This window comes from Bradyrhizobium sp. URHD0069 (assembly GCF_000701345.1).
GTDB lineage: Bacteria > Pseudomonadota > Alphaproteobacteria > Rhizobiales > Xanthobacteraceae > Bradyrhizobium.
In genome coordinates this window covers 64,904-86,732 of the sequence record NZ_JNIJ01000024.1, presented here as the reverse complement: position 1 = coordinate 86,732, position 21,829 = coordinate 64,904, and the positions used below count along the sequence as shown (strand labels likewise).

22 protein-coding genes are annotated in these 21,829 nt (G+C 63.0%); 17 read left to right on the top strand and 5 right to left on the bottom strand.

Going from position 1 to position 21,829, the window contains the following annotated elements:
• Window positions 1-6 precede the first annotated feature (6 nt).
• From argS to surE, 10 genes are all read left to right on the top strand, one after another.
• Entirely contained in the window at window positions 7-1,785 is a 1,779-nt protein-coding gene (gene argS, locus N554_RS0116285; protein ID WP_029584436.1) for an arginine--tRNA ligase, read from the top strand.
• A 108-nt stretch (window positions 1,786-1,893) separates the two neighbouring features.
• Window positions 1,894-3,345, top strand: coding sequence for an SPOR domain-containing protein (locus N554_RS0116280; RefSeq protein WP_029584435.1), 1,452 nt, complete (start codon window positions 1,894-1,896; stop codon window positions 3,343-3,345).
• Between the two features lie 46 nt (window positions 3,346-3,391).
• Entirely contained in the window at window positions 3,392-4,420 is a 1,029-nt protein-coding gene (gene nagZ, locus N554_RS0116275) for a beta-N-acetylhexosaminidase (RefSeq protein WP_029584434.1), read from the top strand.
• A complete protein-coding gene (locus tag N554_RS0116270; protein ID WP_029584433.1) occupies window positions 4,417-5,244 on the top strand; it encodes a segregation and condensation protein A in 828 nt (275 codons plus the stop codon). Before nagZ ends, N554_RS0116270 begins: the two co-directional genes overlap by 4 nt.
• 21 nt (window positions 5,245-5,265) lie before the next feature.
• On the top strand, window positions 5,266-5,982 hold the full coding sequence (gene scpB / locus N554_RS0116265) for an SMC-Scp complex subunit ScpB (protein ID WP_029584432.1): 717 nt from the start codon (window positions 5,266-5,268) through the stop codon (window positions 5,980-5,982).
• A gap of 170 nt (window positions 5,983-6,152) precedes the next feature.
• Window positions 6,153-6,389: a twin-arginine translocase TatA/TatE family subunit gene (locus tag N554_RS0116260; RefSeq protein WP_029584431.1), complete on the top strand. Its 237-nt coding sequence runs from the start codon at window positions 6,153-6,155 to the stop codon at window positions 6,387-6,389.
• 125 nt (window positions 6,390-6,514) lie between these two features.
• Entirely contained in the window at window positions 6,515-7,027 is a 513-nt protein-coding gene (gene tatB, locus N554_RS0116255) for a Sec-independent protein translocase protein TatB (protein WP_029584430.1), read from the top strand.
• Window positions 7,024-7,848 (top strand): twin-arginine translocase subunit TatC, encoded by an 825-nt coding sequence (gene tatC / locus N554_RS0116250; RefSeq protein WP_029584429.1) that lies wholly within the window; start codon window positions 7,024-7,026, stop codon window positions 7,846-7,848. Before tatB ends, tatC begins: the two co-directional genes overlap by 4 nt.
• Window positions 7,849-8,060: 212 nt before the next feature.
• Complete coding sequence (serS, locus tag N554_RS0116245; protein ID WP_029584428.1) at window positions 8,061-9,392, top strand: serine--tRNA ligase; 1,332 nt, start codon at window positions 8,061-8,063, stop codon at window positions 9,390-9,392.
• Window positions 9,393-9,530: 138 nt separating this feature from the next.
• On the top strand, window positions 9,531-10,298 hold the full coding sequence (surE, locus tag N554_RS0116240; RefSeq protein ID WP_029584427.1) for a 5'/3'-nucleotidase SurE: 768 nt from the start codon (window positions 9,531-9,533) through the stop codon (window positions 10,296-10,298).
• 28 nt (window positions 10,299-10,326) lie between these two features.
• Here the strand turns inward: surE and N554_RS0116235 are convergent, their stop codons facing one another.
• Window positions 10,327-10,704, bottom strand: coding sequence for a response regulator (locus N554_RS0116235; protein WP_029584426.1), 378 nt, complete (start codon window positions 10,702-10,704; stop codon window positions 10,327-10,329).
• Between the two features lie 309 nt (window positions 10,705-11,013).
• Here N554_RS0116235 and N554_RS0116230 point away from each other — a divergent pair, with 309 nt between their 5' ends.
• On the top strand, window positions 11,014-11,664 hold the full coding sequence (locus N554_RS0116230) for a protein-L-isoaspartate(D-aspartate) O-methyltransferase (RefSeq protein WP_029584425.1): 651 nt from the start codon (window positions 11,014-11,016) through the stop codon (window positions 11,662-11,664).
• 108 nt (window positions 11,665-11,772) lie between these two features.
• Entirely contained in the window at window positions 11,773-13,107 is a 1,335-nt protein-coding gene (locus N554_RS0116225; RefSeq protein WP_029584424.1) for a peptidoglycan DD-metalloendopeptidase family protein, read from the top strand.
• 142 nt (window positions 13,108-13,249) lie between these two features.
• Here N554_RS0116225 and N554_RS0116220 read toward each other — a convergent pair whose 3' ends face one another.
• Window positions 13,250-14,221 carry an ATP-binding protein gene (locus N554_RS0116220; protein WP_029584423.1) on the bottom strand — a complete coding sequence of 324 codons (972 nt, stop codon included), beginning with the start codon at window positions 14,219-14,221 and terminating at the stop codon, window positions 13,250-13,252.
• 181 nt (window positions 14,222-14,402) lie between these two features.
• Here N554_RS0116220 and yajC point away from each other — a divergent pair, with 181 nt between their 5' ends.
• The 5 genes from yajC to N554_RS0116195 are packed head-to-tail and all read left to right on the top strand — an operon-like array spanning window position 14,403 to window position 18,660.
• Window positions 14,403-14,768: a preprotein translocase subunit YajC gene (yajC, locus tag N554_RS0116215; RefSeq protein WP_029584422.1), complete on the top strand. Its 366-nt coding sequence runs from the start codon at window positions 14,403-14,405 to the stop codon at window positions 14,766-14,768.
• A 44-nt stretch (window positions 14,769-14,812) separates the two neighbouring features.
• Window positions 14,813-16,414, top strand: a complete 1,602-nt coding sequence (gene secD, locus N554_RS0116210) for a protein translocase subunit SecD (protein ID WP_029584421.1) — start codon at window positions 14,813-14,815, stop codon at window positions 16,412-16,414.
• 16 nt (window positions 16,415-16,430) lie between these two features.
• Entirely contained in the window at window positions 16,431-17,432 is a 1,002-nt protein-coding gene (secF, locus tag N554_RS0116205; RefSeq protein ID WP_029584420.1) for a protein translocase subunit SecF, read from the top strand.
• Window positions 17,433-17,434: 2 nt separating this feature from the next.
• The gene (locus N554_RS0116200; protein ID WP_029584419.1) at window positions 17,435-17,818 is read left to right on the top strand and encodes an Mth938-like domain-containing protein; all 384 of its coding nucleotides are present in this window, start codon (window positions 17,435-17,437) and stop codon (window positions 17,816-17,818) included.
• Window positions 17,815-18,660, top strand: coding sequence for a phytoene/squalene synthase family protein (locus N554_RS0116195; RefSeq protein ID WP_029584418.1), 846 nt, complete (start codon window positions 17,815-17,817; stop codon window positions 18,658-18,660). The genes N554_RS0116200 and N554_RS0116195 overlap by 4 nt, the downstream gene beginning before the upstream one ends.
• Before the next feature lie 84 nt (window positions 18,661-18,744).
• On the opposite strand, the gene N554_RS0116190 is transcribed toward N554_RS0116195, so the two are convergent.
• From N554_RS0116190 to N554_RS38380, 3 genes are all read right to left on the bottom strand, one after another.
• Window positions 18,745-19,842 carry a serine/threonine protein kinase gene (locus N554_RS0116190; RefSeq protein WP_029584417.1) on the bottom strand — a complete coding sequence of 366 codons (1,098 nt, stop codon included), beginning with the start codon at window positions 19,840-19,842 and terminating at the stop codon, window positions 18,745-18,747.
• A 7-nt stretch (window positions 19,843-19,849) separates the two neighbouring features.
• On the bottom strand, window positions 19,850-21,283 hold the full coding sequence (trmFO, locus tag N554_RS0116185) for a methylenetetrahydrofolate--tRNA-(uracil(54)-C(5))-methyltransferase (FADH(2)-oxidizing) TrmFO (protein ID WP_029584416.1): 1,434 nt from the start codon (window positions 21,281-21,283) through the stop codon (window positions 19,850-19,852).
• An 84-nt stretch (window positions 21,284-21,367) separates the two neighbouring features.
• Window positions 21,368-21,520 (bottom strand): DUF1127 domain-containing protein, encoded by a 153-nt coding sequence (locus N554_RS38380; RefSeq protein ID WP_081851287.1) that lies wholly within the window; start codon window positions 21,518-21,520, stop codon window positions 21,368-21,370.
• Window positions 21,521-21,829: the final 309 nt, after the last annotated feature.

Below are 21,829 nucleotides of genomic sequence, written 5' to 3'. Positions count from 1 at the left end.
ACGCCCATGGTCGACAAAGCTTCATCGCCGCATCTTTTCGCCGACGTACTCGCGCGCGTGCACGCCGTCTGCGCAGCAGAGATTGGAGCTGGCGTCGATCTGTCGCGCGTCGTGGTCGAGCCGCCAAAGGACGCGTCCCATGGCGACATGGCGACGAACGCCGCGATGGTGCTGGCCAAGGAGGCCAAGGCAAAACCGCGAGATCTGGCCGAGCGGATCGCAGCCAAATTGCGCAACGATGATTTGATTGCGTCGGTCGATATCGCCGGCCCCGGCTTCATCAATCTCACTTTGAAACCATCGGCCTGGTCAGACGCGCTGCGCACCGTGCTGCGCGAGGGCGCTGCTTATGGCCGAAACACGACGGGCGCAGCCGAGAAGGTCAATGTCGAATATGTCTCGGCCAATCCGACCGGACCGATGCATGTCGGGCATTGCCGCGGCGCGGTATTCGGCGATGCGTTGGTGAGCCTCTTGATATTCGCGGGCTACGATGTGACCCGCGAATATTACATCAACGACGCCGGCGCCCAGGTCGATGTGCTCGCGCGCTCGGCGTATCTCAGATATCGCGAAGCGCTCGGCGAGCACATCGGCGAAATTCCGGAAGGGCTTTATCCCGGCGACTATCTCAAGCCGGTGGGTCAGGCACTGGCCGGCGAGTACGGCGCCGCCCTCAAGCAGATGCCCGAGGAGCGCTGGCTTCCGATCGTGCGCGACAAGGCGATCGCGATGATGATGGATGAGATCAAGGGCGATCTCGCCGCGCTCAATATCAGGCACGACGTTTTCTTCTCGGAGCGCTCGCTGATCGAAGGCGGGGCCGATCAGGTCGCCGCCACCATCGAGTTCCTGCGCGCCAAAGGCGACGTCTATGAAGGCCGCCTGCCGCCGCCGAAAGGCGCACCGGTCGAGGACTATGAGGATCGCGAGCAGACGCTGTTTCGCGCCACCGCCTATGGCGACGACGTCGATCGTCCGTTGAAGAAATCCGACGGCAGCTACACCTATTTCGCCTCCGATATCGCCAATCACAAGAACAAGTTCGATCGCGGCTTCAGCAATCTGATCGATGTGTTCGGCGCCGACCACGGCGGCTACATCAAGCGCATGCAGGCGGCGATCAAGGCGGTCACATCAGGCAAAGCCACGCTCGACGTGAAGGTCGTGCAACTCGTCAGGTTGTTGCGCAACGGCCAGCCGGTGAAGATGTCGAAACGCTCCGGCGATTTCGTCACTTTGCGTGAAGTGGTGGACGAGGTCGGCAAGGATGCCGTCCGCTTCATGATGCTGTACCGCAAGAATGATGCGGTGCTGGATTTTGATCTCGCCAAGGTGATCGAGCAGTCGCGCGAGAACCCGGTGTTCTACGTCCAGTACGGCCATGCCCGCGGTCACTCGGTGTTCCGCAATGCCCGCGAGGTCATTCCGGAACTGCCGGAGGAGGCAGACGCCCGGGCGGCATTCCTTGGCCAGGCGGCCGTGGAGCGGCTGACCGACCCTGGGGAACTCGACTTGCTGCGGCGCCTGGCGCTCTACCCCCGGATGATCGAGGCGGCGGCGGTGGCACATGAGCCGCACCGAATCGCTTTTTACCTCTATGACCTTGCCAGCGAATTTCACGCCCTTTGGACGAGAGGGCGCGATTTGCCCTATTTACGCTTCATTATCAACAATGATGCAGAGATTACCAAGGCGCGATTGGCTTTGGTCCAGGGCGTCGTCTCGGTTCTAGCATCGGGCCTAGGCGTTCTTGGCGTCCATGCTCCGGACGAGATGCGATAGTAAGGGGCAAAAGGCCGCTCACATGGGGACCTGTGGGGGCATCTGACAGCAGCTAATTTTGTCGTGGGGACGAATTGGCAGCTTTCCCGAAGGGGATGCATCATCACAATGGCTGATCGATATCAGAACAAACCGTTTCCCGCCGATGACGACTATCATCGCAGCGGTGACCCGCACACATCTGCGAGGGAGGAGACCGACCCGCTGGCTGAGCTTGCGCGGTTGATCGGCCAGACCGATCCGTTCGGCAGCAGCATGGGGCGGGCCAATCACCAGGTCCAGCCGCGCGCGAGCGCGCGCGATCAATACGAGGAGCCGCCGGAGGCGGATGACGCCCTTCCCGCGGGGCCACCGCCGTGGATGCAACGCGCCAACAGGCAGGAAGCTCCGCAGCAGGATTACCCGAGTGCCGAGCATCCGTTGCGTCGCTATGCGACGCCCGTTGCGGCACCCGAACCGGAATATCAGCAGGCGCCGGCGTTTGCGGAGGCCGAGCAGGAGCCCGACCCGTCGCGCTATGACGATGCGCTGTACGGCCCGCTCGACTCCGGCGCGCAGCAATCGCAATACGATCAGGCCTATTCGGATGATCCCTTTGCCTATCAGGACGACTATGGCGACGAAGCCGAAGAAAAGCGACGGAAGCGTCGCGGCGGCCTCGCCACTGTGGTAGTCGTGCTTGCGCTGGCGGCGGTCGGGACGGGCGCAGCATTTGCCTATCGCACCTATGTCGGATCGCCCCGTATCGGTGAACCACCGATCATCAGGGCCGACGCGGGTCCGACCAAGATCGTGCCGGCCCCGGCGGACGCGACCGCCAAAGTGCCGGACCGCATGGCGGCAGGCGACGGCACCGAGAAAATTGTTCCGCGTGAAGAAGCCCCCGTCGATGTCAATGCCAGGTCAGGCCCCCGCGTGGTGTTTCCACCGCTGAACCAGAATGGCAATCCGCCGTCTGCGGCGAGCGTGGCGCCGAGCGGTTCGGTACTGGCCAATGCCGCGAACGGTACCCTCCCGAACAGCGAGCCGCGAAAGATCAGGACTCTTTCGGTCCGCGGCGACCAGCCTGATGGCGCCGCGACGCCGGTCGGCGCGGCACCGCCAACACCGGCAAAGCCAGCAGCCACTACCGCGAAGACTACTGCGCCAGCACCGGCTGCGCCGAAGAACCCGCCGTCGGCGGCCAACGCCAGCGCCAATGGGCCGATGTCGCTGGTTCCGCAGGACAATCAATCAGCGCCTGCAACTGGGGCGACCCGGGTGGCGGCCAATAATCCGGTCCAGACCGCGCCCAGTAGCGGTGGAGGCAGCGCCGGGTACCTGGTTCAGGTCTCCTCGCAGCGAAACGAAGCCGACGCTCAGGCGTCCTATCGTGCCCTGCAGGGCAAGTTCCCGAGCGTGCTCGGATCGCGCGCGCTGGTGATCAAACGCGCCGACCTCGGCGACAAGGGCGTCTACTACCGTGCCATGGTAGGTCCGTTCGGCTCGCCCGACGAAGCCTCGCAGTTTTGCGGCAGCCTCAAGACCGCCGGCGGGCAGTGCGTCGTCCAAAGGAATTAACGGTCGTTTCCTTGACCCTCAGGTCATCAGCGGGCAAAGCGGCCGCATGAGCTCGCGGGCATTCATCACAGGCGTATCCGGACTGGAGCTAAGCGCCGCTGAGCGCGAATTCATCCGCATCGAGCAGCCGTGGGGATTTATCCTATTCAAGCGGAACATTGATTCGCCAGCGCAAGTTGCCAATCTTGTTCAAGAATTTCGCGATACGATCGGGGAAGCGGACGCGCCGGTTCTGGTCGACCAGGAGGGTGGTCGGGTGCAGCGGCTCAGTCCGCCGTATTGGCCGGTCTATCCACCAGGCGCCGTCTTCGGGGCGCTTTACGACCTCGATCGCGAGCTTGGCCTGTCAGCAGCACGGTTGAGCGCGCGATTGATGGCGGCGGATCTCATGGAACTCGGCGTCACCGTGGATTGCCTGCCGCTGGCGGATGTGCCGGTTCTCGGCGCTGATGCGGTCATTGGCAACCGGGCTTACGGAACGGAGCCCGACAAGGTCGCAGCGATCGCGCGCGCCGTTACCGAGGGACTCGAAGCGGGCGGCATATTGCCGGTGCTCAAGCACATCCCCGGGCATGGACGGGCGACCGCGGATACCCATTTCAGGCTTCCGGTGGTCGAAACATCGAAAACGGAGCTGGAGCGGACCGATTTCGCCGCGTTCCAGCCACTGGCGGACCTGCCGATGGCGATGACCGCACATGTTGTGTTTAGCGCATTGGATCCCGCCCATCCGGCGACGACTTCTGCGACAATCGTCGAGCAAGTGATTCGCGGTGTGATCGGGTTCCAGGGTTTGTTGATGAGTGACGACGTGTCCATGAATGCGTTGGCGGGATCGATCGCCGAGCGGACCCGAGCGATCTTTGCGGCCGGCTGCGACATGGTTCTGCATTGCAACGGCAAGCTTGACGAAATGCGTGAAGTCGCCGCCGAGGCGCCCGAACTGTCGGGCAAGTCGCTGAAACGCGCCAGAGGCGCCCTGGCGTCGCGCAAACCTCCGCAAGCCTTCGATCGGCTGGCGGCACGGGCAGAGCTCGATGCGTTGGTTGGACGAGTGGGAACGGCGGGCGCATGAGCGCGGAAATTCTATCATTTGAAACCGGACGGCCCGCTGAACTGGCCGAGGACGAGCCGGCGCTGGTCGTCGACGTCGAGGGCTATGAGGGTCCGCTCGACTTGCTGCTGGCGCTCGCGCGGCAGCAGAAGGTCGACCTCGCCAAGATTTCTATTCTGGCGCTCGCCGATCAGTATCTGGTGTTCATCGAGGCGGCGCGGAAGATTCGTCTCGAACTCGCCGCCGACTATCTGGTGATGGCGGCATGGTTGGCGTTCCTGAAGTCGCGGCTGCTGCTGCCCGAGCCCGCGACCGCGGACGGACCGAGCGCCGAGGAAATGGCGACAGCGCTGGCGAACCGGCTGCGCCGGCTTGAGGCCATTCGCGAAGCGTCGAACCGGCTGATGAACCGCCCGCAATTGCAGCGCGACATTTTTCCGCGCGGCAATCCTGAAACCATCGCCGAGGTCAAGCATCCCCAGTTCACCGCGACCCTGTTCGACCTGCTCACCGCCTATGCCGCGCAACGCCAGCAGCGGGTGCTGGCGACGGTGCATCTGGCGAAACGCACGGTGTGGTCATTGAGCGAGGCGAGAGCGTCGCTGGAGCGCCTGGTCGGAATGGCCGAGGACTGGAGCCGCCTCGACGAATACCTGATCAGCTACGTCGTCGATCCCTCGCAAAAGGCCACCGTTTTTGCGTCGAGCTTCGCAGCCGCCCTGGAACTGGTCAGGGAAGGCCAGGTGGAGTTGCACCAGAACGAGGCGTTCGCGCCGCTGTATTTTCGAAAGCGTCCGCCGCAAGCATCCGACGCGATGACCGCGCCAAATCTGTCGACCGAGTAAGTGGAAGAAGGAGACCGTGCCATGGCAAGCCTGGCGGAAAAACGCAAAGTCGATGCCGAGGAGCGTTCTATCGATCCGCAAGCGCGGCCCGAGGAATTGCGGCTCTTGGAAGCGCTGCTGTTTGCCTCCAGCGAGCCGCTGGACCAGGCCACGCTCGCGAAGCGAATGCCCGATGGCGTCGACATCAAAGTCGCGCTCGCTCAACTGCAGGCGGATTACGCCTCGCGCGGGGTGAATCTGGTTCGCGTTGCCAATAAATGGACCTTCCGCACCGCGGGTGATCTGTCGTGGCTAATGACGCGGGAGAGCACCGAGACGCGGCGACTGTCGCGCGCGGCCATCGAGATGCTGGCGATCATCGCCTATCACCAGCCGGTCACGCGCGCGGAGATCGAGGAAATCCGCGGAGTGGTTACTTCCAAGGGGACGCTGGATGTGTTGTTGGAGACGGGGTGGATTCGTCCGCGAGGTCGCCGCAAGACACCGGGCCGTCCGCTGACATTCGGAACCACGGAAGCCTTCCTGTCGCAGTTCAGCCTGGAGGCGCTCGGCGATCTGCCCGGCCTTGAGGAACTCAAAGGGACGGGGCTGCTCGATTCTCGGCTGCCTTCGGGTTTCAGCGTTCCGACGCCCTCCGATGATCCGGCCTTGCGCGACGACGAGGATCCCCTTGAGGTCGGCGATCTGGAACTCGCGCTGGCCCCCGCCGTCGAGCCGGAAAGCGGGGGCGGAAGCTGATCTGCTCCCGGCTGCGACAGACGCGCGACCGATCTGCCGCCGCCGGCTAACGGTAGCGCGTTAACAGCGATTTGACGCGGCTTAGGTCCTTGTTTTTGACACCCCCAGAGCCTAGTTTCCGCTAAAGATCAGGCCGGGTCGCCGGCCTCGCGTTTTTGGAGGGTTGCAGGATGGGATCACTTAGCATTTGGCACTGGATCGTCGTGATCGCAGTCGTCCTGCTGTTGTTCGGTCGCGGCAAAATTTCGGACCTGATGGGTGATGTCGCGCAGGGCATCAAGGCCTTCAAGAAGGGCATGCAGGACGATGACAAGACTGCGGAAAAGTCCGAGCCCGTGAAGTCGATCGATCATAACGCAACGCCGCCTACGGCGACGCGGTCGGATGTCGGCAGCAAGGCTGTCTGAACGACGAAGTCTGCGGCGGGCTCTGCGTTGAGCTTCGCTGCAAGACGGTTGAGAGAGACGCGGGCCGCCTCGATCTTGTTCTGTAAGGATTGGGGTGACATCGCCTCGCGTGAGCGGATTTTTTCATGTTCGATATCGGGTGGAGTGAACTGGTCGTCATCGCGGTTGTCGCGCTGATCGCCATCGGCCCGAAGGAATTGCCGGGCGTGCTGCGCATGGTCGGGCAATGGATGAGCAAGGCGCGCAAGATGGCCGCCGAATTCCAGGGCCAGTTCCAGGAAGCGATGCGCGAGGCCGAAATGGCCGACCTCAAAAAAAGCTTCGATGAGGTCAAGGACACCGCGACCGGCTTCGCCAGCGGCAATGTCATGACCTCGCTGGAGAAGGACGTCTCCAACGCGTTACGCATCGATGACATCGATAAGCCGGCGGCGGCAGCGACCGAAACGGCGGCGATCGAACCTCCGGTGACGCCGAAGATCGACGCGCCGGAGGCGCCAATCCCGGAAACGTTCAGGGAAGCCGACGCGCATGCGGCCGCGACGGAGCCTTTGGCGATCACGCGCGAAGCTCAGCGCGAACCGCAGGAGATCGCTCCCGCAACCCCTGACATACTCAAGGACGCCAAAGCGTCATGAGCGCCGAAGATATCGAGGCCAGCAAGGCGCCGCTGATGGATCATTTGATCGAGCTGCGATCGCGGCTGATCAAAGCCTTGCTCGGCTTCGGCATTGCCTTCATCTTCTGCTTCTTCTTCGCCAAGCAGATCTACAACGTGCTGGTATGGCCATTCGTCTGGATCGCCGGCGCGGAAAACTCGAAGTTCATCTACACCGCACTGCTGGAATATTTCCTGACCCAGTTGAAGCTGGCGCTGTTCGGCGCCGCCTTCATCTCGTTCCCGATTGTCGCAACCCAGATCTACAAGTTCGTGGCCCCGGGCCTCTACAAGCACGAGCGCGGCGCGTTCCTGCCTTATCTGGTCGCGACGCCGATCTTCTTCGTGCTGGGATCGATGCTGGTTTACTTCGTGGTGTTGCCGATGCTGGTGCGGTTCTCCCTCGGCATGCAGCAGGTCGGCGGCTCGGAGACCGCGCAGATCCAGCTGTTACCGAAGGTCGGCGAATATCTGTCGCTGATGATGTCGTTGATCTTCGCGTTCGGCGTGGCGTTCCAGCTGCCGGTGATCCTGACGCTATTGGGGCGGATCGGCATCATCACCTCGACGCAGCTCCGTGAGAAGCGCCGCTATTTCATTGTGATCGCCTTCGTCATCGCAGCGATCCTGACGCCGCCTGACGTCATCAGCCAGGCATCGCTCGCGTTGCCGCTGCTGCTGCTCTACGAAGGCTCGATCGTCGCCGTCCGCATGGTCGAGAAGAGGGCCGCGGCGGCTGCTGCTGCCGGCACGCCACCTTCTGCGGCCCCACCACCGCCGCAAGCCAATCCGGCCGAGTAGGGGACGAACTGCGCTGCTCCAATGCTGGCCGTCATACTCCGCGAAAGCGGAGTATCCAGTACGCCGCGGCTTTACGGCTCGGTCACCGCTTTCTCTGGAATACTGGATCGCCCGCTTTCGCGGGCGATGACGGATGTGGTACTGGGAACGCGCTGTCAAATATCAACGCAAACGTTGATAGTTGACGAGCGGAAGTTTTGGACCGAACGCCCATGCACGATATCAAATGGATCCGCGACAACGCTCACGCCTTCGATGCTGCGCTGAAGCGGCGTGGGCTGGAGCCGCTGTCCGCCTCGCTGCTGGCGATCGATGAAAAGCGCCGCGCGGCGATCCTAAGGTCGGAGCAGGCGCAGGCGCGGCGCAACGCGGCATCAAAGGAAATCGGTGAGGCCAAGAAAGCCAAGGAGGACGCACGTGCCGCCAAGCTGATGGCTGAGGTCGCTGAACTCAAGACCACCATGCCGGAGCTTGAAGCCGCGGCGAAAGCAGCCGACGAAGAACTCGCCAGGGAATTGGCCGCGATTCCCAACCTGCCGCTGGACGAGGTGCCCGATGGCGTCGACGAACACGGCAACATACAGCATCACGTGTTCGGCAAGGTACGCGATTATGCGTTCAAGCCAAAACCGCATGATGATCTCGGCGACGCGCTCGGCTTCATGGACTTCGAGACGGCGGCGAAATTGTCCGGCGCGCGCTTCGTCGTCTTAAAGAAAGGCCTCGCACGGCTGGAGCGTGCGATCGGGCAGTTCATGCTCGATCTCCACACCAACGAGCACGGCTATGTCGAAATCAACCCGCCGCTGCTGGTGCGCGATGAGGCGATGTTTGGCACCGGGCAGTTGCCGAAGTTCGAAGATGATCAGTTCTGGGCCATCAAAGGTGAATTGCTCGCCGCTTCCGATGGCAGATGGAGGAGCGAACGCCTCGGGCTTATCCCGACCGCCGAAGTGCCCCTGACAAACCTGGTCCGGGAATCCATCCTCGACGAGAAAGAACTGCCGATGCGGTTGACGGCGCTGACGCCGTGCTTCCGCGCCGAGGCCGGGGCTGCGGGCCGCGATACCCGCGGCATGATCCGCCAGCATCAATTTACAAAAGTCGAGCTGGTTTCCATCACGACTCCGGAGGCCAGCCGCGACGAGCACGAGCGCATGCTGGCCAGCGCCGAGGAAGTGCTGCGACAACTCGATCTGCATTACCGCGTGATGACGCTGTGCGCCGGCGACATGGGCTTTTCGGCGCAGAAGACCTACGACATCGAAGTGTGGATGCCCGGCCAGGGCGAGGGCGGAGCTTACCGCGAAATTTCAAGCTGCTCGGTGTGCGGCGATTTCCAGGCGCGGCGCATGGATGCGCGCTATCGCGGTCCCGACGGCAAGCCGCGCTTCGTGCATACGCTGAACGGCTCCGGCACAGCCGTCGGCCGCGCGCTGATCGCGGTGATGGAAACCTACCAGCAGGAAGACGGCTCGATCGCGGTGCCTGATGTGCTGCAGCCCTATATGGGCGGGCTGAAGGTGATCGAGCGAGAAAAGTAGGTGAAGCAATCCACGCATCAGATGCCGGAGGGCCCATTCTGCTTTGCCCGGATCTGGCTGAGTTTGCCTCAAAGCCGTGAGAGGGATAAGACGGCGCCCTGACCCGCACGGAATCGATCGGAAAAGGCGTTTGCACGGATGCGAATTCTCTGCACCAATGACGACGGCATCCATGCTCCCGGGCTCACGATCGTCGAGCAAATCGCCCGCGCGCTGTCCGACGACGTCTGGGTGGTGGCGCCGGAGCTCGATCAGTCCGGGGTCTCGCATTCGCTGTCGCTGAACGACCCCTTGCGGCTGCGCGAAGTCGGCCCGCGTCATTTCGCGGTGCGGGGTACGCCGACCGATTGCGTCATCATGGGAGCGCGCCACATCCTCGGCGAAACCATGCCGGACCTGGTGCTATCCGGCGTCAACAAAGGCCGTAACGTTGCGGAAGACGTGGTCTATTCCGGCACCATCGCCGGCGCTTTGGAAGGCACTATTCTAGGACTGCCGTCGTTCGCGTTGTCGCAGGAATTCAGCGTGGAAAACCGCAACGCGCCGCAGTGGGATACGGCGCTGAAATTCGGCCCGCCGATTGTGCGCAAGGTGATCGATGCCGGCGTGCCCAAGAACACCGTTATCAACGTCAACTTTCCGGCCTGCGCGCCGGAGGAGGTCGCGGGCATTCGAGTGACGCGGCAGGGCAAGCGCAATCTCGGTTTTCTAAAAGTCGACCAGCGCCGCGACGGCCGCGGCAATCCTTACTTCTGGATTGGTTTCGAACGGCTGGTGCAAATCGACGTGCCGGCGGAGGGCACCGATCTTGCGGCGCTGGCTGCGCGTTATGTCTCGGTGACGCCGCTCCGCCTCGACCGCACCGACGATGAATTTTCGCAGGCGCTGACGGCGACGCTGAAGTGACGCGAAGCGTCATACCCGCCGCCGGGTCTTAAACCGGCGCGCTCCGCAGCGTGGTGTCGATCATCCGCGCCAATGTTTCGATCTGGAAGGGCTTCTGCAACGCCGGACGGTCGCGGTATTCCTCGGGAAGACCCGAGGAGCCATAGCCGGTGGCAAAGATGAAGGGGAGGTTGCGCGCATCGATCAATTCGGCAACCGGCGAGATCACCTTGCCGTTGACGTTGACGTCGAGAATGGCGAGGTCGAACTTCGCGGATTGCGCCAGCCTGATCGCCTCGTTGATCTCGCCGGCTTCGGCAGCAACGCTGTAGCCCAATTCCTCCAGCATGTCGGCGACCATCATTCTGATCATGACCTCGTCCTCGACGAGGAACACAGAACCGCCCGGCGGCCGCGTCGCAGTCATGATTGAGTCCTTGCCCGTCCCCGAGATTCGAGGTTCGCAAATAACGCCATCGGGCGCAATGCAAACGTGAGCAATATGCACGCTGACGGCTCCTCGTGCGCCATATCACGGCTAATGAGCAGGATCGATTCGCCCGGCGCTTTAATGCCGTCATAGCCGGTCCGGTTCCATGGCCGGAACGCCAATTCAGGGGAAATTTTCCCTAAACCGGAAGCATAGATTGCAGCGACGTGTTCGGCCGAGGCGCGCTAGTGTCGCGAACCGAAGCTTGCCCCGAATCCGAGGTTGGCGCCTCCTTGCGAGATGGACATGCCCACTGCTCAGTACCCGCCGGAAAAGATGATGTTTCAGCTCACCCTGCGGCGACGCGGGATCAGCGATCAGGCGGTGCTGCGCGCCATGGAGGAGATTCCGCGCGAGCTTTTCGTGGAGCCGGCCGACCGGGCCGATGCCTACCGCGACAGCGCGCTCGGCATCGCCTGCGGGCAAACCATCAGCCAGCCGTTTGTGGTGGCTTACATGACCGAACAGTTGCAACTGCAGAAGCACCATCGCGTGCTGGAGATCGGCACCGGCTCGGGGTACCAGGCGGCGATCCTGTCGCGGGTGTGCAGCCAGGTGCTGACCCTCGAGCGTTTTCGGACGCTGGCCGACGGCGCCCGGGCGCGGCTGAGCAAGGTCGGCTGCGACAATGTCGAGGTGCTGCTTGGCGATGGCTTCGACGTCCCGGCCAGCGCCGGCAATTTTGACCGCATCATCGTCACCGCGGCGATGGAGCGAATTCCTGAAGGCTTGACGGAACGGCTTGATCCCGGCGGCGTCCTGATCGCCCCGGTTGGACCGCCGCAGGACACCCAGACCTTGGTTCGGATCATCAGGACCGATGCCGGTTTTGAGCGCAAGGAGCTGGTGGACGTACGTTTCGTCCCGGCGCTGCCGGGCATCGCCCGCGAACTGTAAAAGGACGGATTGGCTGTCCCGCCAACCTCTTATTCTGAGGTTAAGCGGTTGTTTACTGGAGGAGGTGTTTACTCAAAACAGTACTTTGTTGCGTACGAGTGAGTAACCATGTCCCGTGTCGTCGAGTTGCTTTGCTCGCGCCGCGTGCCGCAGGTCGCGGCGCTGGCGCTGATGTCGATCGGTTTTGCGGGATGCAGCGCCGACATGTCGACGCGCCTCTCGCAGGATCCCTTTTCCAACCCCTTTGCCTCGCAACCGGAAGCCACGGGCTCGGTGCCAGCCCCCGCGGTCGAGCGTCGCGAGCTTCCGCAATATTCCCGTCCGCAGTCTTCGGCCCTGCCGCCGCCGGCCGTTTCGGCGCCGCAATCCCATCCGGCGGCGAGTGGCGGCGTTTCCGGAGCCGGACGCGGGGTAAGTTCCTATGCTCCGCCAGCGCACCCGCTTGAGAGCACCGGCACAGTCCCGCCGCGTTCGGTCGCGGCGACCCGCGGACCGGCACAGGGCGGCACAACGATCATCGTCGGCACCAGCGATACGCTCGAAACACTATCGCGCCGCTACAACGTATCGGCCGCCGCGATCCTGCAGGCCAATGGCTATAAAGGGCCGCGCACCTTATCGCCGGGCCAGCAGCTGATCATTCCGCGTCAGACCGCCGCTGTTGCCACCCCGGCGGCGCCGGCGGGTAAAGCCGCTGCTGCCACGAGCACAGCGCCAGCCGTTCACGTCGTCAATCCCGGCGAGACGCTGCTCAGCATCTCGCGCCGCAATCATGTGCCGGTCGCAGAGCTTGCCAAGGCCAACAGGCTCGATCCGTCGGCGAAGCTCAAGCTCGGCATGAAGCTCACGGTGCCAGGTGCGAAGACGGCGGCGGTTGCGCCGGCCGCAGCACCGGCACCTGTTGCTGCCGCTCAGCCCGCTGCCGCGTCAGCGCCGCCCGCGACCAAAATGGCCGCCGTCACGAGCGGTCCTCCGCAAAGTGCGCACCTGGCACAGGCGACAACGAAGGTGGAAGACGCTTCAGTTGAAACGCCGGCCAAGGCCAATGAAGCAACCGGCGCGCTGCCGACGTTCCGCTGGCCGGTGCGCGGCAAGGTGATCACCAGCTACGGCGCCAAGACTAATGGCAAGGCCAATGACGGCATCAATCTGGCGGTGCCGGAAGGCACCCCGGTGAAGGCGGCCGAGGATGGCGTCGTCGCCTATTCCGGAAATGAGCTCAAGGGCTATGGCAATTTGGTTCTGGTTCGGCACTCCAACGGTTACGTCACCGCATATGCCCATGCGAGTGAACTCTTGGTGAAGCGCGGCGACACGATCAAGCGCGGCCAGATCATTGCCAAATCGGGTCAATCGGGTGAGGTGGGGTCGCCGCAGCTCCACTTCGAGATCCGCAAGGGGTCTTCGCCGGTTGACCCGCTTCAATTCCTCAACGGGGCGTGAGCCTGCGTGTCCCGGACGCGGTGCAGCGTTCTTCACGCTGCTCCGCGGAGCCGGGACCTATAGCCGCGAGTTGTGACGTGTGGGCCCCGCCTCGACAGCACACCGCGCCGCGCAGCGTCCGGGTGACGCTGAGCTCCCGCAACTACTTCCCCGCCAGCCTCACCCCCAGCCGGCCCGCCAATTCCTGCGTGAACTGCCAGGCGACGCGGCCCGAACGCGAGCCGCGTGTGGTCGACCATTCCAGCGCCTCCCGCTCGAGCTGGTCCGCCGCGAGCTTGATGCCGTAATGGCCGCAATAACCCACCACCATTGCGAGGTACTCGTCCTGGCTGCAGCGGTGAAAGCCGAGCCACAATCCGAAGCGGTCCGAAAGCGACACTTTTTCTTCGACCGCCTCGCCGGGATTGATCGCCGTCGAGCGCTCGTTCTCGATCATCTCGCGCGCCAGGAGATGGCGGCGGTTGGAGGTGGCGTACAAAATCACATTGTCGGGACGGCCCTCGATGCCACCCTCCAGCACCGCCTTCAGCGACTTGTAGGAGGCGTCGTTGCCGTCAAACGACAAATCGTCGCAGAACACGATGAAGCGGAACTCCGAAGGGCGCAACAGGTCCATTAGCGCCGGCAAGCTCTCGATATCTTCGCGGTGAATCTCGATCAGCTTCAAGCGGTCCGCCGGCTTGCGGTTGACGTTGATGCTGGCATGCGTGGCCTTTACCAGCGACGATTTTCCCATGCCGCGCGCACCCCACAGCAGCGCATTGTTGGCAGGCAAACCATCGGCGAAGCGTTCGGTATTCTCGATCAGGATATCGCGCATCCGGTCGATGCCCCTCAGCAGGCCGAGATCGACGCGGCTGACGCGCGGCACCGGCGCGAGCCGGCCATCCGGGTGCCAGACGAAAGCGTCGGCACTGCCAAACAAGTCGCCGGCATTGGCCGTCGGCGACGCAGCGGACAGGTGCGAGGCAATGGCCTCCAACGCGCGGGCGATTCTTTCCGTTGTGCCATGTTCGGAAGGTGCCGGCGGACGTTTTGTCGCGGTCATCTTCGATTTCGGCGCGGCAGCCTTGGAGGCGGCACGCGGTGCTGCTTTCCGGGACTTTTTCGACATCTCTGGGGTTCCTGACCGTGCAGCCATATCGGGCCTCGCGTGGAGCCGCAAGCGGTGCAAATCAGGGGTCTGGCAGCGTTGCAATTGGGACCGCGGCCGCTATAGTCCGCGCGAATTTGCCCGAACCGGCCTGACGCCATCGCGTCGCCGGTTCATTCCCGTTTCACAAGGATTCTCGGAAATGCTGATTACCCCTGCGTTTGCTCAGGCCGCGGCCGGCGGCGACACCAACAGCATGTTGATGTCGCTACTGCCGTTCGCGCTGATCTTCGTGATCATGTATTTCCTGATTCTGCGGCCGCAGCAGAAGAAGGTGAGGGATCACGCCGAACTCGTGAAGAACATCCGCCGTGGCGATACCGTGGTAACTTCGGGTGGGCTGGTCGGCAAAGTGACCAAGGTGGTCGACGACGACCAGATCGAATTCGAAATCTCCGACGGGGTCCGCGTGCGGCAAATGCGGCAGATGATTTCGGGCGTGCGCGCCAAGGGCGAACCGGCGAAGGAAAAGGCTGAGCCCGCCAAGGACGAGACGTCCGCGAGCTAGCTTTTCCAAAGCGCCGCATTCCCCAGATCTGACGGGTCAACTCGATGTTGTATTTCACGCGGTGGAAGGCGCTGGCGATCATCCTCACGGCGCTGGTGGTGTGCCTTTGCGCCGTTCCCAATTTCTTCCCCGAGGAGCAGGTCAAGAGCTGGCCCGCCTGGGCGCAGCGCCGCCTCGTGCTCGGCCTCGATCTGCAGGGCGGCTCCTATCTGCTGCTCGAGGTCGATTCCAACTATATCAAGAAAGAGAAGCTCGATCAGATCCGCGATGACGTCCGCCGTACGCTGCGCGACGCCAAGATCGGCTACACCGGTCTTGTCGCGCGCAACGAGGCCGTCGAGGTGCGCATCACCAAGGATACCGATGCACCGGCTGCGTTGACAAAACTGCGCGAACTCTCGCAGCCGCTCGGCGGTCTGCTTGGCTCCAGCGGCCAGCGCAACCTCGAAGTTTCCGATGCCGGCGGCGGGCTGATCCGCCTCACCGTTCCGCAGGCCGCGATCACCGATCGGATCCGCCAGACCATCGAGCAGTCGATCCAGATCGTCGAGCGCCGCGTCAACCAGTTGGGCACGGTCGAGCCGGTGATCCAGCGGCAAGGCCGAGACCGCATCCTGGTGCAAGTGCCGGGTCTGCAGGATCCAACGCGGTTGAAGGAACTGTTGGGCAGAACCGCCAAGATGGAATTCCGCATGGTCGATACGACCGTGCCGCCGGATCAGGCGCAGCAGGGCCGGGTGCCGCCGGACTCCGAAGTACTGATGAGTTCGACTTCGCCGAAGACCCCTTATGTGATCAAGAAGCAGGTTCTGGTCTCCGGCGGCGACCTCACCGACGCCCAGCCGGGTTTCGACCAGCGTACCGGCGAGCCGATCGTCAGCTTCCGCTTCAATACGTCCGGCTCGCGAAAATTCGCGCAGGCGACCTTGGAGAATGTCGGGCAACCCTTTGCGATCGTGCTCGACAATGAGGTGATTTCCGCCCCCGTGATCCGCGAGCCGATCACCGGCGGCTCGGGCCAGATTTCCGGCAGTTTCACGGTCCAGGCCGCCAACGATCTGGCGATCCTGCTGCGCGCCGGCGCGCTGCCGGCGCCGCTCACGGTGATCGAGGAGCGCACTGTCGGCCCCGGCCTCGGCCAGGATTCGATCGAGAAGGGCGAGCTCGCCGCCTATGTCGGCTCGATCATGGTGATTGTGTTCATGCTGCTGACCTACCGGCTGTTCGGGGTGTTCGCCAACATCGCGGTCGCCATCAACGTCGCGATGATCTTCGGCATACTGTCGCTGCTCAACGCTACGCTGACGCTGCCCGGCATCGCCGGCATCGTGCTCACCGTTGGCATAGCGGTCGATTCCAACGTGCTGATCTACGAGCGTATCCGCGAGGAATTACGCGGCGGGCGCAACGCGATCTCGGCGATCGATGCCGGGTTCCGCCGGGCGCTCTCGACGATTCTGGATTCCAACATCACCACCTTCATTGCCGCCGCCGTGTTGTTCTATATCGGCACCGGCCCGGTGCGCGGCTTTGCCGTGACGCTCGGCATCGGCATCATCACCACGGTGTTCACCGCCTTTACGCTTACCAGCCTGATTGTCGCGGGCTGGGTGCGGTGGAAGCGGCCGAAGACCGTGCCGATTTGAGAACGCGGAGCCGGCAGTGACCCAATTCGTTCTCATCGCGCTTGGCATTCTCATTGCGGTGCTGACGGTCGTCAGCTGTCTCGGCCTGCTGCCGGCGCTGCGAATCGTGCCCGACGTTACGCATTTCGATTTCACCCGCTTCCGCCGCATCAGCTTTCCGATCTCGGCGGCGCTCTCGATCGTCGCGATTGTCCTGTTCTTCACCCATGGCTTGAATTTCGGTATCGACTTCAAGGGCGGCACGCTGCTGGAAGTGCAGTCCAAATCGGGCCCGGCCGATATCGCCCAGATGCGGGCAACGCTGAGCGGTCTCGGGCTCGGCGACGTGCAACTGCAGCAGTTCGGCGGGCCGGCCGACGTGCTGATCCGGGTTGCCGAACAGCCTGGTGGCGACGCCGCGCAACAGGCGGCCGTGCAGAAGGTTCGCAGCGCGCTAGGCGATGCCGTCGAATACCGCCGCGTGGAAGTGGTGGGGCCGCGCGTCTCCGGCGAGTTGTTGGCTTACGGCATGCTGGGGCTGATGCTCGCGATTTTCGCCATCCTGATCTACCTCTGGTTCCGGTTCGAATGGCAGTTCGCGCTCGGCGCCATGATCGCCAACGTCCACGATATCGTGCTGACCATCGGCTTCATGTCGATCAGCCAGGTCGATTTCGATCTCACCAGTATCGCGGCGCTTTTGACGATTCTCGGCTACTCCCTGAACGACACCGTCGTGATCTATGACCGGATTCGCGAAATGCTGCGGCGCTACAAGAAAATGCCGATGCCGCAGCTGCTGAACGAGTCCATCAACTCGACGCTGTCGCGATCGATCATCACCCACGTCACGGTGACGCTGGCGCTGCTGGCGCTGCTATTGTTCGGCGGCCATGCCATCCACAGCTTCACCGCCGTGATGATGTTCGGCGTCGTGCTGGTCGGCACCTACACCTCGATCTTCATCGCGGCGCCGATCCTGATCTATCTCGGCGTCGGTGAGCACCGCGACGCGCCGGACAAGCCTTCGAAGAAGTGACAATGGCGGACCGCTCGGACGCTCCGCATCTTCCGAGATCGGCGCCGATCGAGGCCTACGGCAATGGCGGCTTCGCCTTCGCCGAGATGTCGCATCGCGGCTCTCTGCTGTGCCTGCCGGATGCGATCTGGGCCTGGCCGGTCACCCGACCTGAAGAAATCGACAAGGCCTCGCTGGCGCGGGTGTTCGCCGCCGCCGATGGGATCGATACGCTGATTGTCGGTACCGGCACGGACGTCTGGTTGCCTCCGCCGGAGCTTCGCAATGCACTGCGCGCGGTGAAGGTGGTGCTGGACTCGATGCAGACCGGTCCCGCGATCCGCACCTACAACATCATGATCGGCGAGCGGCGGCGAGTGGCGGCGGCCTTGATCGCGGTGCCATGAGCGGCGCGGGCGGAGACAAGGCGTCCGCCGACTTCTGCGCTGACTTGGTGCGGACGCACGATTTTGCCCGCTACGCATCCACGCTGTTCGCGCGTCCTGAGCAGCGTCGCGCGCTGTTGGCGGTTTACGCGTTCAATGTGGAAATTTCCCGCGTGCGCGAACAGGTGAGCCAGCCGCTGCCGGGCGAAGTACGCCTGCAATGGTGGACCGATATGCTCGCGGGCGCCGGCCATGGCGGTGTCGAAGGCAATCCGGTTGCGGCCGAACTGAAGCTGGCGATCGGCACGTGGCATCTGCCAGTCGAGCGGCTGTCGCGGCTGATCGATGAGCATCAGTTCGATCTGTACAACGATCCGATGCCGACCATGGCGGCGCTGGAGGGCTACATCAACGATACTTCGTCGGCGCTGTTCTCCCTCGGCGCCGCCATCGCCGGGTGGCAGTCCGATGAGATCGAACACCTCGCGCGCCATGCCGGACTGGCGCAAGGCATGACGCAGGTGATGGCGGCCTTGCCGCTGGACGCATCGAGGCGACAACTGTTCGTGCCGCAGCAATTGCTGGAAAGCCACGGCAGCAGCATGGAACAGGTGTTTGCGGGCAGGCAAACCCCAAACCTGCGCGCTGCATTGGATCAGCTGATCGGCGAAGCACGTAGCCATCTGAAAACCGCGCTCGCGCTTTTGGCAAACGCGCCACCGGAGCTGAAGCCGATATTCCTGCCGCTGGCGCTGGTCGCCCGCGATCTCAAGCGGATGTCACGGGCGGACAACGATCCGTTCGCGCCTCATGTTGCCTCGAGGTTGCGGACGTTGTGGACGTTGTGGCGGGCGTCGAAGTAGCGGCAGTTTAGAGGCTAAATCCAGAGCCGCGCGAAAGGACTGGATTGCTTCGTCGCTGCGATCCTCGCAATGACGCGGAGGCGCTTATTGCGAGTTCAAATCGGCCGCCTCAAAGTTAAACCGGTCCCGCAAATTCTTCCGCGATTCTAGAATGCTCTTCATGAACGCGCGGTCGGTCTCGCTCGCCATCAACGGCTCGATCAGATCGAGCTGGTTCATCGCGACAAGCTGCAGGATCTCGGTGCGGGGTTTTCCGGCGCTGTCGCGCGGCAAGGCCTGCACGACCTGGATATGCTCCGGCGGTTTCGGACCCTTCGCTGCCACAAGTTCGTTGCGCAGTTGCGCTTCGAGCGCGGTCAGGTCGGCCTCCACAAAGGCGTAGAGCCCGACGCCGCTGCGCCGGTCGGCGAACGCGACGATCGCGGTATCGCGGACGGCAGGATTTTTCCGGATCAGCTCTGTCAGTACCGGCGCGTCATTGACCAGCCGCCGGCCGCCGCCTTCCCGATCGGTAAAATTGAAAAGGCCGCGGGTAATGGCTTGGTAGACCTTCTTGCCGGTAACGAGCCAGACGCTGGCAACCAGCGATTTGCGCGCGAGAATCTTGCGTTCCTTTGGCGTCAACGCATCCGGGGCGTAGCTGCGCTTGTGCTTCAGCAGATGCCGGAGGTCCTCGTACGCCGCGATGCGGAACAGGCGGCCGCGCGTTTTGAAGCAGGCGGCGAGTTGAAAATCCGTGACGTAGGCGCGGCCGTCGTTGCCGCGCAGCCAGTTCTGCTCCTTGGCAAGATCGTTGTGGCAGATGCCGGCGCGATGCAGCTTGCGTAACGCAAGCTTTGCGGAATGGAAATAGGCGACATCGCCAAAGGGTTTTGCCAGATGCAGCGCCACCCCGTCGATAAATCCGCGCACCAACGCCTGCCGGCCGGCCCACAATAGCTCTGGCCCGACATCGAGGTCGCGCGCCAGCGCCAGCGCGCGCCGTTCGCGGGCGAACAGATGGCGGGCCGGGATATACGACCACCAGGGCACCTGATCCAGCCGGCGCAACACCGCATCGACTTCGCCGTTGTCGCTGTGAAAGCGGCCACGCTCGACGGTGGAAAATACGTCGCGCTTCAGCAAGACGCCTTCGGTCCATCGCGCCGAGAGAACCGCGGCGTCTTCATTGGGAAGGCTCATGAAACGCTCACGCCGCCGCCGCGACGCGCAGATTATCAGCGATCCAGCGATCGATATCCGTCAGTGCGCGGGCGCTGATCGCCTGCTTCTTCGCAACGGTCTTTTCATTGCCGCGCAGCCGCGTGCCGTCGGGATTTCGTGTCGGGAGGCTGGCGAGCGGCGGAAACAGTCCGAAATTGATGTTCATCGGCTGAAACGAGCGCGCACCCGGCTCGATGGTTTCGATGTGGCCGCCGGTAATGTGGCCGAGCAGCGATCCGAGCGCGGTCGTTGCCGGCGGCGGCGCCAGCGTCTGCGAGCGCGCATCGGCCGCGGCATAGAGGCCGGCCATCAGCCCGATGCTTGCCGATTCCACATAGCCTTCGCAGCCGGTCATCTGACCTGCGAAGCGCAGCTGCGGTTGCGCCCGCAGCCGCAATTGCGCGTCCAAAAGCTTCGGAGAATTCAGGAAGGTGTTGCGGTGCAAGCCGCCGAGGCGGGCGAATTCGGCCTTCTCGAGTGCGGGGATGGTGCGGAAGACGCGTTGCTGCGCACCGTGCTTCAGCTTGGTCTGGAAGCCGACCAGATTGTAGAGCGTGCCGAGCTTGTTGTCCTGGCGCAGTTGCACGATGGCGTAGGGTTTTACCGTGGGATCGTACGGATTGGTGAGCCCGACCGGCTTCATCGGCCCATGACGCAGCGTCTCATGACCGCGCTCGGCCATCACCTCGATCGGCAGGCAGCCATCGAAATAGGGCGTATTGGTTTCCCAGTCCTTGAAGTCGGTCTTCTCGCCTGAAATGAGCGCATCGACGAAAGCGTCGTATTGCTCTTTGGTCATCGGGCAATTGATATAGTCGGCGCCGGTACCGCCCGGTCCCATCTTGTCGTAGCGCGACTGAAACCACGCCACCGACATGTCGATGGAATCCTTGTACACGATCGGGGCGATCGCATCGAAGAACGCCAGCGCGTTCTCATCGGTGAGTTCGCGGATGGCTTCCGCGAGCGGCGCGGAGGTCAAGGGTCCGGTCGCGACGATGACGTTGCTCCAATCCGCGGGCGGCAGACCCTGAATTTCGGAACGATGAATTTCGATCAGCGGGTGCTCGTTGAGCGCTTTGGTAACGGCCGCCGAAAAGCCGTCGCGATCGACCGCCAGGGCGCCACCTGCGGGTACCTGATTGGCGTCGGCGGCGCGCATGATCAGCGAACCGAGCCGGCGCATCTCGGCATGGAGCAACCCGACCGCGTTGTTGGCGGCGTCATCAGAACGAAACGAATTGGAGCACACAAGTTCGGCGAGGCCGTCGGTGCGGTGCGCCTCAGTCATCCGGTGGGGGCGCATCTCGTGCAGGACGACGCGGACGCCTGATTCGGCGACCTGCCAAGCGGCTTCCGAGCCCGCAAGGCCCGCGCCAACGATATGTACGGGTTCAGGGTTAGGTTTGGTGCCTGTCATAGGCACAGAGGTAGCGCGTAGCGCCAGATACGACAACGCCCGCGGCGAGGCGGGCGGTTATCCGTTGGTCGGCCGAAGCACGGATCAGCCGTTGTAGGAGCCGGCTGCAATGCGCCGAATGTCCGAGCGATCAAGACCGATATCGGCCAGTTCGCGGTCGCTGAGCCGGGAAAGTTCGCTGACATTGCGCTGATAGTTCCGGAATGCCTGGATCATGCGAATGAGTGAGAGCAACACAATAGTTCTCCTTAATATTTGCGGCTCAGCGCTTGGACGGAGCCATTCACCGTTGAAATGAATATAGAGAAGTGTTCCTAGTTCCAAAAGCCAAAATGCTGCGATGCAGCTAAGCTTCAAATGCATAGCTGCGGTAAGGTTCGATTAACCGTTCGGCAGAACTGGCCAAACGACGATCGGGCGTCCAAGCCCTTGGCCATGGCGAAAAATATCGGCAAGACCCCAAAGTACCAGAGATCAAAGGTAGCCTAGGCCGATCCGGAACCAGAGCTGGCGTCAAAGCGGTGCGTTACCGCGGAATCCGACCCG